Consider the following 13,421-nt stretch of genomic DNA (forward strand, 5'->3'; position numbering starts at 1 on the left):
GCTAAGGGGGAAAAGGAATGAACCTCGATGAGTTTTTATATAAACTTCATTATGAAACAGACAAAGTCATCCCCCCTGACTGGGAGGTGAACTGGGAAGACGCCCCTCTTCCCTATAAGCTTTACCAAGGTTTGCCTGTGGTGGAACTATCAGCGGACATTCCATTCCAATTCGAACAAAAGGAAAGAAACACAATACCTGATCTTAAAGAGATCAGTCACTTTCTAAAACTTACATTCGGACTCACACAAGTTAGCGAATCGCTGCCTTTTGCTGGTCAAACGGAATCGGTGACAACATTGCGGCGGTTTGTACCTTCTGGCGGCGCATTGTATCCGAACGAACTATATATCTATTTAAAAATCGCTGACCTTCCTGAAGGCATCTATCATTATGACGCAGCACACCATCGATTGCTTTGTTTGAGGGAAGGGAATTTTGACAGTTACTTAAGCCGAGCTCTAGGTAATCGCTGTGACATGTCCTCCACTTTTGGGACTGTCTTTATCTCGACGTATTTTTGGAAGAATTTCTTTAAATACCATAACTTCTCGTACCGCTTGCAAGGGCTCGATTCCGGATTTGTGATCGGTCAGCTACTAGAAGTTGGAAGTCGATTTGGCTTTGAAACAGGAGTCTATTACCACTTTCTTGACCGTTCCGTTAACCACCTGGTAGGGATTAACGAAAAAGAAGAAAATGTGTATGGCGTCATTCCTCTTTCAGTGGAAAAAACGATGAATTGGTTTCGTGAAGAAGTGGTAGAAAGCATTACGGCCGAAGAATTGTGCAGTGAGCTGGAACCGCTAAAACATACACATTACGTTCGTTCCAAAGAAATCAGAGAGTATCCGACGATAATCAAAATGAATGAAGCGTGCAGGATGGATGAGTTCCCAGTCCATCAAAAAGTGGAGCACAAAAAGGGAAAAGAAGCAGGCGGTTCAAACATCAAGCTGCCACGAGTTGATCGGCTGTCTTATGATTTCGTTTCTGCTTGTAAAAGACGTTATTCCCCTGGAATGGATTTTGTTTTAATGCCGATTCATCAACATACATTGTCATCACTTTTATTTGAAACGATTTCAAATTGCTCTTATCGGAATGATTTAGACAACAGAATCCATAATCTCTCTTCTCGTGTTTCACTTCACTGCTGCACGTATAATATAGAAGGGTTGCCTGATGGTGCTTATAACTATGATGAGTCAGCACATGCATTAAAACAAATTCAATCAGGAGATTTCAGACGCGCTTTACAAGACGGATTGTTATCCGAATTTGTAACCATGGCGCAAATTCCGCTCTCCTTCAACATTACTGGTGATAAGAACCATTACCGAAAAGCTTATGGATACCGAGGACATCGCATTCAGCATATGGAAGCTGGCCTTCTATCTCACCGGTTGCTGTTGGCCGCTTCTGCATTAAATATGGGAGGGCATCCTATTCTGGGATTTGATGTGCATTCGTACGATGAACTCTATCGACTGAAAACAAAAGATCAAACCAGCCTGCTTCAGATTCCAATCGGACACTACCAGCCACATCCCAGGTTACAAGGGGCTTTGCATTATTAAAGTTAAAATAAAAAGAACCAGTCTACACCTGCACGAATAGGTGCTAGAGGCTGGTTCTTTTTTTCAATAGCATGTTTTTGTAGCAATTGTTGCTCTTGGAAGTAGTTAATGTTTTTTCGTCACTTGTTCATAAAGCAGGCACACTGATCCTAGCCGTAGTCTCTTACATTGCACTCCAATGTTATTATTTATAACTGTCTCTACAATCTTGCCTTTTTGAGCAATTGAAGAACCGATCACCTTTATCCTGCAATCGCACTCTATCAGTGAATAAAGTATATTACATCACTTGAATATGATATTCCAGTTCTTGTTCTTGTAAGAAAGAGTATTAAATATCAAGTTTACGTGTCCCTATCCATTTCACAATTTCCGGGTCGTTATGTGAAAAGAACAAGCTTTTTTCCGTATCTAATGTAGCCACTCTATCCATATCCTCTTGGCTTAATTGAAAATCAAATATATTGATGTTTTCTATGATTCTTTCTTTGTGAACAGACTTTGGAATTGCAACGACTCCTCTTTGTGTCAGCCAACGTAAAATCACCTGAGCTACGGATTTATTATACTTTTCGGCTATTGATACTAAAATTCCGTTCTGGAACATATTATTTCTTCCTTCAGCAAAAGGTCCCCAGGACTCTATCTGAACATTATTCTCTTTCATAAATTTATGACTTTCTGTTTGTTGGCAGAAAGGGTGCGTTTCAATCTGGTTTATGGCAGGAATGATTTCATTATGAATCATCAAATCCATTAGACGATCCATCTGGAAGTTACTAACTCCAATTGCCCTGATTTTTCTCTCACGATACAATTCCTCCATAGCACGCCAGGAACCAAATACATCACCATATGGCTGATGAATTAAATACAAATCCAAATAATCCAATTGCAGTCTTTCCAATGATCTTGCGAATGCTTTTTTTGTACTTTCATAACCAGTATCTTGTACCCATAGTTTTGTTGTAATAAACAATTCCTCTCTTGGAACACCACTCCGTTTAATGGCTCTTCCTACTGCTTCTTCATTTAAATAAGAGGCTGCGGTATCAATCAGCCGATAACCTGTCATAATAGCGTCATAAACGCTTTGTTCACATTCATTTGCATCTTGAATCTGATAAACACCAAAACCAAGTATAGGCATTTCAACACCATTGTTTAAAATTACTTTTTGCATATAATATCCTCCTGTTTATTAAATATTAGATATCCGTTATTTACCTACTCTATTTGCGTATTCTGCAGGATAGCGATCTCCCGCAATCTCGATCTTTGACAGCGCATCGTTCAAATCACTCAGTTCATCAGGAGTCAGTTCAACCTCAGTTGCACCAAGATTTTCTTCGAGGCGCTCCAATTTTCGTGTACCCGGAATTGGAACAATCCATGGCTTTTGTGCAAGAACCCAAGCTAGTGCGATTTGAGCCGGGGTTGCATCTTTACCTACAGCAATCTTCTTTATCAGTTGGACCAAAACTTGATTTGCTTCCATATTCTCAGGTTTGAAGCGAGGAACAATGCTGCGGAAATCGGAGTTAACGAATGTTGCGTCCTTATTAATTTTTCCGGTAAGGAAGCCCTTGCCCAACGGACTAAACGGAACAAATCCAATTCCAAGCTCTTCAAGTACAGGGAGAAGTTCTTCTTCAGGAGTTCTCCACATCATTGAGTATTCACTTTGAATAGCAGTGAGTGGATGAACAGCGTGTGCACGACGAATAGTTTTCACCCCTGCTTCAGAAAGTCCCCAATATTTAATCTTACCTTCTTTGATTAGGTCTTGTACTACTCCAGCAACTTCCTCAATTGGCACATTTGGATCAACCCGATGTTGATAGTAAAGATCAATAGTATCAACTTTCAGGCGTTTGAGTGAGCCTTCGACTGATTGCCTAATGTGCTCCGGCTTACTGTCAAGCACCTGCTTGCCATCCACCATTTGAATACCAAATTTAGTTGCGATGACTACTTTCCCCTTATAAGGAGTAAGTGCTTCACCTACTAACTCCTCATTTACAAATGGACCATAAACTTCAGCAGTGTCAAAGAAAGTAACACCCCGTACAATTGACTCATGGATAAGTGAAATCATTTTTTTCTTGTCAGATGCCGGACCATAACCATGGCTCATCCCCATGCATCCGAGTCCTATCGCAGAAACTTCTAAACCACTATTCCCTAATTTGCGTTTTTCCATTCTTTAATCTTCCCTTCTGATTTTTTGATGTAATATTGAAATTTTTAATTTTATCCGCTACCTGATGTTGGATAGTCTCACAACTGTGGTAGAACCAACCCAACAGTTCACCATTATTGATGAGCTACCTACATCAATTCCGCCTAAACCAGTACTTGATGCAAACCAAAATCGGACAAATTTTCTATTCAGGCTGTGTGTTGAACCAGGTGTAAAAAACTTTGGTATCCTTATTATGCAATAAATTAAAAAGCAACCGTTATCACATTTGTATCAAATGATTGCCTAATCCTCTCACAACCACTTACGCACCAGAGGTAGATATATTACAATCAGACTAGCAAGATTAAAGATACAAGGAGGTTCTAATGTCTGAACAAATTTTTGAAAAACAAGCTGAACTTACAAAACTCATTGAGCGTCATACAAGTCAGGATGGTTCTCATTCGACTGCTATTCCGTCTCTAATTTTCTCTCGTTACTCTAATGTTACTGGTCCGAATTACGGAGTTTACAAGCCTTCTTTATGCATTGTCGTTCAAGGTAAGAAGGTGGTTTTACTGGCACAGGAGCACTATGAATACGGTCCTGCCGACTACCTTATTGCATCTGTTAACTTGCCAATTTCCGGACAAGTCATAAAAGCCACTAACGAGAATCCATACTTAGCACTCAAACTCGAATTTACTCCAAATCAAATCTTAGAGATTTTGCGAGATTCTGTTAAACAGAAAGAAAATACTAAAAGAGGCATGTATGTAAACCAATTAGAGTTCTCCCTGCTGGACTCTGTGACTAGATTAGTCCGTTTGCTTGATAGCCCTAATGATATACCGGTACTTGCCCCTCTTATCACGAAAGAAATCATCTATAGAGTTTTACAAGGGCCGCATGGAGTTACGCTAGGGCAAATTGTAATTGAAGGAAGTTCCGCCTATAAAATCAGTGACGTTATCGAACATATCATGAATAACTATGACCATTCTCTTCGAATTGAGGACCTTGCAAAAATTGCAAATATGAGTGTTTCTTCTCTCCATAGACACTTTAAAGAGGTAACCGCAATGAGCCCTATTCAGTTCCAAAAACAACTGAGGCTACAGGAAGCTCGTCGCCTGTTATTATCCGAGTCTACAGATGCCACTGAAGCAGCCTTCAGGGTAGGATACGAAAGCCCTTCCCAGTTCAGTCGTGAATATTCCCGCATGTTTGGTTTACCACCAAAAGAAGATATAAACCGCTTGAAAGACGACATATGTATAAAAAAGTGCTTTAATCCAGAATCGGAGTAATGCACTTTTTCCATTCTTTAAATTTGACTTTATTAAACCTCTACCAATAATTCATTTAATATACTTCTCTGTTAAGCTTGTAACAGATTCGTTTACAGCTTTTTGTTAATAACAGGTCGCTCCAATAGTTACTTTAATTTCCATTGAAGTTTCATTCTTCTTTTTCTACAATCCTGCCCTTTTCTTAAGTATTGAATTATTGTGGAAGATTAGCACTCAATTTTAATCCACTCAGTCTCTTTTGGAAAATCATCTCGTGTTAATTTTTTACCGCTAATATATTGCCTATAAGAAGTTATAGTTCCATCATGGGAAACGATAAATATTCTCTTACTATCTTGTTTTTTACACCATCGAATGAAGTTTCCCGCTAACCCATTAAATTCTTCCTCAGTTAAAGTATTTATTCCATATTTCCATAGATCAACTGATAAACCCTCTTCTATTTGGAAATCAGGAAAATCTGTTTTTATTGTTTCCTTATCCAAAACTTCATCACAAGGCAAAGTTTTGCAATTCGCTTTTTGCGGAAACATTCTTGGTGATACCAAGGGACTTGCTATTTTATGGCACTTTATTTCACCACTCCAAATTAAAGCTGTTTGCAAAGTTCTTCTTAGAGGACTAATTATTATAATATCTTGATTAGTTAAGGGAAATAGTTTTTTAAGCAAATGGGCTTGATTGACTCCATTATTAGTTAATTTTGGGTCAAATGAATGTAAACTTTGTGGAATATTAAGCGTATGCTCACCTTGCCCGTGTCTGATAAATATTAATTGCACTTTATCCCCCCTGAAACAAGGTACTTATTGCTCAAACTTGCTACGTTCGTTTAATAAATTCAATAAAAAAGAGCATTAATCCTTTTTCGATTAATGCTCCCTTTAGTTTAAGTCACAAACTAAAGAAGTTTATTGCTCCTTTTACTATTTAATCTATAACTTGATCAAATTCTGGTATTTTAACAGACACACCTCGTTGAGCAAACACTCTTTTTGCCACATTCACTGCATTAATAACACGAGGAAAACCTGTATATGATAGTAATTGTATGAAACTTTCAATAATTTCCTCTGGAGTCAATCCAGCTGTTAATCCTGCATTTATATGCAATTCCAGTTGGGGTTCTGTTCCTTGTGTTACTAGAGATGCAATAGTAACTAAGGCACGTTGTTTGTTATCTAATCCTGGACGAGTATAAACGTCACCATAGGTAAATTCAATCATATATTTACTTACTGCTGGTGCGATATCTTTGAAATTTTCCGTGATTTTGGAATGTGTGGATACATCTTTGTTGTTCGATGCGGTAAATTCCTTTAATTTAGCTAAACCTTTTTGATAACGACTTTTATCCATTTCTATTAATCCTCCTAAATATGTTTATTTTTATACCTTGAAAAAAGAAGACGAGACTTATATGTATATACATATATTTAAGTAAAAAAATTTATCCTTTTATTAATATGTATATACATATAAAATGATAGTAACAACCATACTGTATGTCAAGAAATAATCCAATTAAGTAAAAGGAGACCTACCTAATGATTATTGATCTCAATGATATAGACTATATGCAAATTTGCGTTTGTTCAAACCTTAGAAAAACATCAAGAGTTGTTACTCAATTATATGATAAATTGCTACAACCCACTGGCTTAAAAATCACCCAGTATTCTATGCTTGTTAACATTAAACGAAATAAAGACATTTCGATTAGTAAATTAGGAGAGGTTATGCTCCTTGACCAAACAACAGTTACTCGGAATGTGAATATCTTAAGGAATAACGGCTATGTTAACATAATAAAAGATCACCAGGATTCCAGAACAAAAATTATTACATTAACCGATTTAGGAATTGAAAAATTAAAAGAAGCAACTTACATTTGGTCACAAATACAAGAAAGAATCGTAAATGATATAGGTAAAGAAACATACAAAAATTTTTTAGAAACTCAAAAAATCATACAAAAATCAATTGAATTATACGAGTAAGCTAGATTTGGTTTATCCTGTATTCCACCAAAGGAATGTCCAATAACTGACCACTTTTCAATGTTAAAGTGATTTCTTAATGCTTCACAGTCTTAGATAAGATCATTTAATCCAAATTGTTCGTTATCACGTATAATTTCTTATCGACAAACGCCTCTTTGATCAATAGCAATCAATCTATTTGTCTCTTAATCTTTTTGATTGATGGTATGAAAAGTCGTGACAGCTTTCCCCAGGACCACCGTGAAGATAAAGAATAGGTGGTTTATCAATCGGACCATAGCATTCAACATAGAGTTTTTTACCTCTAATCTCGATTTACAGCTCTTCTTGTGCTCTGTTAATAAAAAAACAGAAGGCTTATCCCTTCTGTTTACCTAAAAGCTTTAATGATATCCTTTATTTGTTCAATATGCCTTTTTTCATGTAATGCTATAAACTCAATTACTTGATCAAGGTTTAAGACACCGAGAGCACTTATTTTTGCCGATTTTGTTTCATTTGTGTGTTAAATGTGTATAAATATCCGATTTGTTTACTCACCTACTAGTCCATCACCATCTCGATCGTCCATATATTTATAGAGCCATGAATCGCTCGTAATTGGCATTTTAAAGCCAGCAGCTTTGGCTTCAGCGATCGTAACACTTCCATTATGATTGGTATCCACCTTACTAACATCTTCATTACTACTTATCGTTTCGATTGCTGGTACATGGTCTGTTTTCGGTGGCGTACTGCTAGTACCTGTCGTTTCTCCTAAATTTTTGTTCACTTCATCTGGGTTTACATTGTCAAATTCATCTGTAATGGATCTGCCCTGAATTTTGTATGTGAATTTATAATGGTTAGGAATTTGCGTCTGGGTATTTGGATATTGAATCACTGCTACGAAATCTGTACAACCTCCTGCATCTCGAATCACTTTTTCCATATAAGCTTGATCTCCGTGCCTATTGAGAATGCTGTCTTGAGGTGTAATGTTATATGCGTTTGATACTCCCCCAAGTGAGTCAGCAATCACATGCCCTTCATCTAATTCTTCACTCTCTGTACCGGGAACCTTTGCTTCATCAGAATAGTATCTCCCAGACGATAAAACATGTTCCGTATTCGGATTTTGGAGTGTTATATTTTTTGCCTCAACACGAATTAGCTGTCCGTATTCATTGGTAAAAGCCCAGTATTCCCTGTCGCCAAACCCGATATCAACTCTGACATTCGGCTTTCTATAAACTGACATATCTCCGCCATCTACTACAATTAGTGTATATTTATTGTAGTCAAAGTCACCATTAACACTTGTTATCGTTGGTGTACTAGTGGCAGGAACGCTTGGACTGCCTATGCTTTCACTAGTCGTTTTTTCCGCTTCATCGTCAGGTGCACTTTTTTTGCTTTCAACAGTGGCTGCTCTCTTTTTGCTTACTTCTTGAGTTTTATTTTTTTTGATTTCTGTATTATTTTGTTGTGAACAACTAGTAAATAAAATAAGTAGTGAAAGGAGTAATAAAATATTCCCCCATGATTTTTGATACCATTTTAGTTGCATATTGAACCTCTTTTTTAATTGAATTGGAATTATTTAACAATATATATCTGGGTTAACAAATTCTTAGAAGAATTTTTGACTAATAACAAATAAAAAAGTTAATAAGAGTATATACTCCAAGACATCCTCAGAATGCGTCAAACATTCCACAATAAACCATTTAAAGTTTAATAAGTTATATTCTTACAGAAAATAAGCCCTTCTCATTTATTTGAGAGGGACCGATTAGTACAAATATATTACCTCATAAGTTTATTAATTCTCACAAGCATAATTATCATGATCTCTGTCCATTTTAAGTTGGTATGCTGGATGATTAGCTGGAACGCCTTTTGGATATACCTTTCTTAAATCAGTACAGTTGGCAAAAACCTCTGACTCTCTACTAGAAGTAGTTGAACTTGCTTTTGCTTCTGCCTCTGCTTTTGCTTTAGCCTCAGCATCTGCCTTTGCTTTTGCTTCTGCCTCAACTTTTGCTTTAGCCTCAGCTTCTTCTTTCGCTTTAGCTTCAGCTTCTGCCTTTGCTTTAGCTTCTGCCTCAACTTTTGCTTTAGCCTCAGCTTCTTCTTTCGCTTTAGCTTCAGCTTCTGCCTTTGCATTAGCTTCAGCTTCTTCTTTCGCTTTGGCTTCAGCTTCTGCCTTTGCTTTAGCCTCAGCTACACCCTGTTCCTTTTTTTTCTCTTCTTTCGTTGTTTCAGCATTTTCCTCTTTGCTAGTTGTTTCATTTGATGAACAAGCTACAAGGAAAACTAATAAAAACGCCATAAATAAGTAGGTTAATTTCTTCATAAATTGTCCCCTTTTTGTAAATTTTTATGTAAATACCAATACTATTATACTGCTAAAATACTTCATAAAACGAATAAATTTTTTATAATTTAAAAAAAAGATTCCAAGCTAAAGCTAACGGGTTCTCTTTTGGAGGAGAAAATTGTAATTCACAAGCCTTTTAGCAGGTGAAATGGCAATATAATTGGATATGTAAATCACATTAAAAAACGACCAGATATGTCTGGTCGTTTTCTTATAGCCTTATTCAATTAAAGCACCCAATTGTGGAGTAAACATCTAAATTATTTGAGTATAGGGAACAATCTATATACTAAAACAGCCTTTAAAATTAAATGTATATTGAAGAGTATATAGCATTGTTATTGGAAACTTTTCCCCAAAGTTGATTTCCAAAATCATAATGCCACCATTCTTCGTGATAGTTAGTAAAACCTACTGACGTAAGTGTGTGATATAACAATCTTCTATTTTGTAAACACTCTTTCTCAAAACGATTTAATTCATTGTCGTTTCCCCTGACTTCATAGTACCTCGTTGAAGCTTTATTAGATAAATCATCAAAATCTGTTCCCATATTAAGTAGTTTTCCTTTTTCATCTAAAATAGATAAATCCACTGAACCACCTGTTAAATGTGGAGAAGGTTTTAATACGTTAGTAGATGGTAATGCTGCATATTTTTGTGTCAAAGTTATTAACTCTTCTTCGGTGGTATTTGGATGTTTCGAAGATAATTCTTTTTTAAAATTATTAAATATTGACTGTTGTACTTCTACTGGTCTCCAAGTATCCCAAATAATAAATTTATAACCGATTGGAAGTTTTAAAGATGCTTGCTCTAACATATAAACAAGAGATTCACGAACATAGCATTCATTTATAGCACCTTGTATTCCATTTAAATAATACATAGGCTCTACAATAAAACTATTCCTTTGACTTAGCGGCACTAATTTTTCACTACTTATGTCTATCTTTATATCTTTCCAACCTTCGATTCGTTTGATATCTGGTATATATAAAAATTCTTTATCATTCATCATTCTCATCCTTAGCGATCAAAAAGTAAATAACTTTATTCCACAACCCTGATCGATTATTGAATAACATCAGCTTAACTTTTATATATATTCTTTATATCTGCCTTTTAACCCTTTTTCGGCACAATTGGTATGGTAATTAATAAGTGCATTCGTATAGCAAACAACGTTTTGGCAACACTTTTTGCCACGATGTTCAATCAAAACCCTTATAAAGCTAAGAAAAAACCGCAACGAATTCCGCTGCGGTTTATGGTGATCATTACTATGCGATTCAACTTGTTTTACTTTTCAGGAATTTCACATCCATCGTCGTCACATGTCGCACCATCTTGGTTTACGGCGCTATCATCTTCTGCGATGATTTGTTTCAAAGCTTGAACAAACACATCAGTTGGCTGCGCACCAGTTAGGGCATATTTCTTATCAATGAGGAAGAATGGAACGCCTGTAATGTTATACTGCTGTGCTGTTTGCTCATCGGCTCGAACGGCGTCTGCCATCTCATCACTTGCAAGCATTTTTGCTACAGCTTCCCGGTTCAATCCGACTTCTACTGCCAGCTCTGTTAATGTTTCATGATCCCCAATATGTTTGGAATCGGTAAAATAGGCACGTAATATCCGCTCGGTCATCTCTTTCATTAAGCCTTGGGTTTGAGCAAACACCGCAAGTCTGTGAGCATCAAAGGTGTTGGTTTGAATCACCGTATCCATATTAAATTCCAATCCAGCTTCCTTCGCCGTTTGCACCACGTTCCCAGCGTTTGCTTTTGCTTGCGCTATACTCATCCCATATTTTCGAGCCAGTTTTTCATATACGTTTTCTTTTACATCCCGTTCCATTGCCGGATCCAACTCAAAGCAGCGATACGTTACTTCGATCGGATGGTTAATCTGCTTAATAGCGTCCTCCAGACGCTTTTTGCCAATATAGCAGAATGGTCAAGCAAAGTCTGTCCACATTTCAATATACATATGTGTTCCCTCCAATTGTTGGTTTCATCTTTAGTATAGAAGCTGCGCCTGATTTTTACACGTGTTTTGATTCGGTGTCTTTAAAGTCCCACTATGAATTAAACGTTGTTGCAATGTGAAAATAACGTGGTTGATCTCCGCTTCAGGTTGCTCGCTTTCCGCGGGGCGTGCGGTGAGCCTCCCTGTCACTTTGTGATTGCGGGGTCTCACCTGTCCCGCTGCTCCCGAAGGAGTCTCGCACCTTCCGCTACAATCAACTTCTTTTTCAAAGATCCGCTTTTAAAAAAGTAATTAAAAAGAACCTTCAATCAATGAAAGATTAAAGGTTCTCTGGTTTAAAATTAAACTAAGACTGGCTCACGCTCTTTCTTTTTACTTACACTTAGTCCAAGTGTCTCTGCTGTTGAAGTATGAATTTTGTTCAAAAGAGCTGGGTTATCCATCAGTGACACGCCATAGGAAGGAATCATCTCTTTGATCTTCGGTTCCCACTCTGCCATATGCTGCGGGAAACACTTCTGTAAAATTTCAAGCATGACATGAACGGCAGTCGATGCACCAGGAGAAGCTCCTAGTAATGCTGCGATCGAACCGTTAGCTGCAGTAATCACTTCTGTACCAAATTGAAGTGTTCCTTTTCCAGCTTCCGTATCTTTGATCACTTGCACACGCTGGCCGGCTACCACCAGGTCCCAATCCTCAGCTTTCGCGTTCGGGATAAACTCACGCAATTCTTCCATGCGCTGTTCTTTCGATAACAAAACTTGCTGAATCAAGTATTTTGTCAGTGACATCTCTTTTGCACCTGCTGCGAGCATCGTTAAGACATTATTCGGTTTTACAGAAGTTACGAGATCGAACATGGAACCCGTCTTCAAAAATTTTGGCGAGAAGCCGGCAAATGGTCCAAACAGCAATGATTTTTTATTTTCAATATATCGAGTGTCCAGATGCGGAACAGACATCGGCGGAGCTCCAACTTTCGCTTTGCCGTATACTTTCGCATTTTGCTGTGCGACAACATCCGGATTATTACATACCATAAAGATACCGCTTACAGGGAACCCTCCGATATGTTTCCCTTCAGGAACACCGGTTTTTTGCAGCAGATGCAGACTTCCGCCACCGCCTCCGATGAAGACGAATTTTGCGTTATGGCGTTCTATGCGATCGCTACTAAGATTCTTCACTTTTAATTCCCAAGAACCATCGTTTTTTTGTTTAATATTTTCAACACTATGTTTGTATTTGATATCGACGTTTTGTGTTTCTAAGTGGTCAAACAGCATGCGTGTTAATGCACCAAAGTTGACGTCCGTTCCAGCGTCGATTTTTGTAGCCGCTATCGCTTCGTTAAGTGGACGGTCTTGCATAATAAGCGGGATCCATTCCATCAGTTTTACCGGGTCTTCGGAAAATTCCATCCCTTTGAACAGAGGATTTTTAGACATCGCTTCAAAACGTTTCTTTAAGAACGATACGTTGTCTTCCCCTTGTACCATACTCATATGTGGCAATGGCATGATAAAGTCCTGGGGATTATGGATCAGCCTGCTGTTTACAAGATAAGACCAAAACTGCATAGAGAGCTGAAACTGTTCATTTATTTTTATCGCTTTGCTAATATCAACAGATCCATCCGGATTTTCGGACGTGTAGTTAAGCTCGCACAATGCCGCATGTCCCGTTCCTGCATTATTCCATTCATTAGAACTTTCTTCACCAGCGTTTTCGAGCTTCTCAAATACTTTAACTTCCCATTCAGGTACTAGTTCTTTCAAGAGAGTCCCTAAAGTCGCACTCATGATACCGGCACCAATTAAAATGACGTCTGTTTTAGTTTCTCTGTTGCTCATTTCTACCAACCTTTTCACTTAAAATTTGCAGATAAGATGCAGGCGGCACACCAAGCTAAGGCGCGATCCTCGTCACACACTTTTTCTGTCTCACTTATAACCATATCATCAGTTTATTTCAATTATT

11 protein-coding genes and 2 pseudogenes are annotated in these 13,421 nt (G+C 37.6%); 3 read left to right on the plus strand and 10 right to left on the minus strand.

The genetic code is table 11. The features are described 5' to 3' along the window. Positions 1 to 17: 17 nt before the first annotated feature. On the plus strand, positions 18 to 1,580 hold the full coding sequence (locus RGB74_RS13445; protein WP_310759811.1) for a SagB family peptide dehydrogenase: 1,563 nt from the start codon (positions 18 to 20) through the stop codon (positions 1,578 to 1,580). 331 nt (positions 1,581 to 1,911) lie between these two features. On the opposite strand, the gene RGB74_RS13450 is transcribed toward RGB74_RS13445, so the two are convergent. Continuing rightward, the gene (locus RGB74_RS13450) at positions 1,912 to 2,763 is read right to left on the minus strand and encodes an aldo/keto reductase (protein ID WP_310759812.1); all 852 of its coding nucleotides are present in this window, start codon (positions 2,761 to 2,763) and stop codon (positions 1,912 to 1,914) included. Between the two features lie 36 nt (positions 2,764 to 2,799). Further along, positions 2,800 to 3,783, minus strand: a complete 984-nt coding sequence (locus RGB74_RS13455; RefSeq protein ID WP_310759813.1) for an aldo/keto reductase — start codon at positions 3,781 to 3,783, stop codon at positions 2,800 to 2,802. A 368-nt stretch (positions 3,784 to 4,151) separates the two neighbouring features. Here RGB74_RS13455 and RGB74_RS13460 point away from each other — a divergent pair, with 368 nt between their 5' ends. Next, positions 4,152 to 5,075 (plus strand): AraC family transcriptional regulator, encoded by a 924-nt coding sequence (locus tag RGB74_RS13460; RefSeq protein ID WP_310759814.1) that lies wholly within the window; start codon positions 4,152 to 4,154, stop codon positions 5,073 to 5,075. Between the two features lie 209 nt (positions 5,076 to 5,284). Here the strand turns inward: RGB74_RS13460 and RGB74_RS13465 are convergent, their stop codons facing one another. Together RGB74_RS13465 and RGB74_RS13470 are read right to left on the minus strand one after the other, a co-directional pair. Beyond that, entirely contained in the window at positions 5,285 to 5,860 is a 576-nt protein-coding gene (locus RGB74_RS13465) for a histidine phosphatase family protein (protein ID WP_310759815.1), read from the minus strand. 148 nt (positions 5,861 to 6,008) lie between these two features. Then, on the minus strand, positions 6,009 to 6,437 hold the full coding sequence (locus RGB74_RS13470) for a carboxymuconolactone decarboxylase family protein (RefSeq protein ID WP_310759816.1): 429 nt from the start codon (positions 6,435 to 6,437) through the stop codon (positions 6,009 to 6,011). A gap of 188 nt (positions 6,438 to 6,625) precedes the next feature. Between RGB74_RS13470 and RGB74_RS13475 the strand changes: the two genes are divergently transcribed. Beyond that, positions 6,626 to 7,078: a MarR family winged helix-turn-helix transcriptional regulator gene (locus RGB74_RS13475; RefSeq protein ID WP_310759817.1), complete on the plus strand. Its 453-nt coding sequence runs from the start codon at positions 6,626 to 6,628 to the stop codon at positions 7,076 to 7,078. A gap of 23 nt (positions 7,079 to 7,101) precedes the next feature. Here RGB74_RS13475 and RGB74_RS13480 read toward each other — a convergent pair. The 6 genes and pseudogenes from RGB74_RS13480 to RGB74_RS13505 form a co-directional block, all read right to left on the minus strand. After that, a pseudogene (locus RGB74_RS13480) lies at positions 7,102 to 7,396 on the minus strand (alpha/beta fold hydrolase); the annotation flags it as partial. Between the two features lie 217 nt (positions 7,397 to 7,613). After that, positions 7,614 to 8,630 carry a DNA/RNA non-specific endonuclease gene (locus RGB74_RS13485; protein WP_310759818.1) on the minus strand — a complete coding sequence of 339 codons (1,017 nt, stop codon included), beginning with the start codon at positions 8,628 to 8,630 and terminating at the stop codon, positions 7,614 to 7,616. Positions 8,631 to 8,885: 255 nt separating this feature from the next. Next, a pseudogene (locus RGB74_RS20140) lies at positions 8,886 to 9,005 on the minus strand (excalibur calcium-binding domain-containing protein); the annotation flags it as partial. 745 nt (positions 9,006 to 9,750) lie between these two features. Further along, positions 9,751 to 10,461: a M15 family metallopeptidase gene (locus RGB74_RS13495; RefSeq protein WP_310759820.1), complete on the minus strand. Its 711-nt coding sequence runs from the start codon at positions 10,459 to 10,461 to the stop codon at positions 9,751 to 9,753. 284 nt (positions 10,462 to 10,745) lie between these two features. Next, a complete protein-coding gene (locus tag RGB74_RS13500; protein ID WP_310762880.1) occupies positions 10,746 to 11,393 on the minus strand; it encodes a DsbA family oxidoreductase in 648 nt (215 codons plus the stop codon). A gap of 386 nt (positions 11,394 to 11,779) precedes the next feature. Beyond that, positions 11,780 to 13,294 carry a malate:quinone oxidoreductase gene (locus tag RGB74_RS13505; protein WP_310759821.1) on the minus strand — a complete coding sequence of 505 codons (1,515 nt, stop codon included), beginning with the start codon at positions 13,292 to 13,294 and terminating at the stop codon, positions 11,780 to 11,782. Positions 13,295 to 13,421 lie beyond the last annotated feature (127 nt).

Origin of the sequence: Bacillus sp. NEB1478, assembly GCF_031582965.1 — a bacterium.
Taxonomy (GTDB): Bacteria; Bacillota; Bacilli; order Bacillales; family Fictibacillaceae; genus Fictibacillus.

Coding starts and splice junctions, on each gene's coding strand:
- RGB74_RS13470 (WP_310759816.1), bottom strand. CDS start 6,437: ATGGATAAAAGTCGTTATCAAAAAGGTTTAGCTAAATTAAAGGAATTT.
- RGB74_RS13505 (WP_310759821.1), bottom strand. CDS start 13,294: ATGAGCAACAGAGAAACTAAAACAGACGTCATTTTAATTGGTGCCGGT.
- RGB74_RS13450 (WP_310759812.1), bottom strand. CDS start 2,763: ATGCAAAAAGTAATTTTAAACAATGGTGTTGAAATGCCTATACTTGGT.
- RGB74_RS13460 (WP_310759814.1), top strand. CDS start 4,152: ATGTCTGAACAAATTTTTGAAAAACAAGCTGAACTTACAAAACTCATT.
- RGB74_RS13445 (WP_310759811.1), top strand. CDS start 18: ATGAACCTCGATGAGTTTTTATATAAACTTCATTATGAAACAGACAAA.
- RGB74_RS13495 (WP_310759820.1), bottom strand. CDS start 10,461: ATGAATGATAAAGAATTTTTATATATACCAGATATCAAACGAATCGAA.
- RGB74_RS13455 (WP_310759813.1), bottom strand. CDS start 3,783: ATGGAAAAACGCAAATTAGGGAATAGTGGTTTAGAAGTTTCTGCGATA.
- RGB74_RS13485 (WP_310759818.1), bottom strand. CDS start 8,630: ATGCAACTAAAATGGTATCAAAAATCATGGGGGAATATTTTATTACTC.
- RGB74_RS13475 (WP_310759817.1), top strand. CDS start 6,626: ATGATTATTGATCTCAATGATATAGACTATATGCAAATTTGCGTTTGT.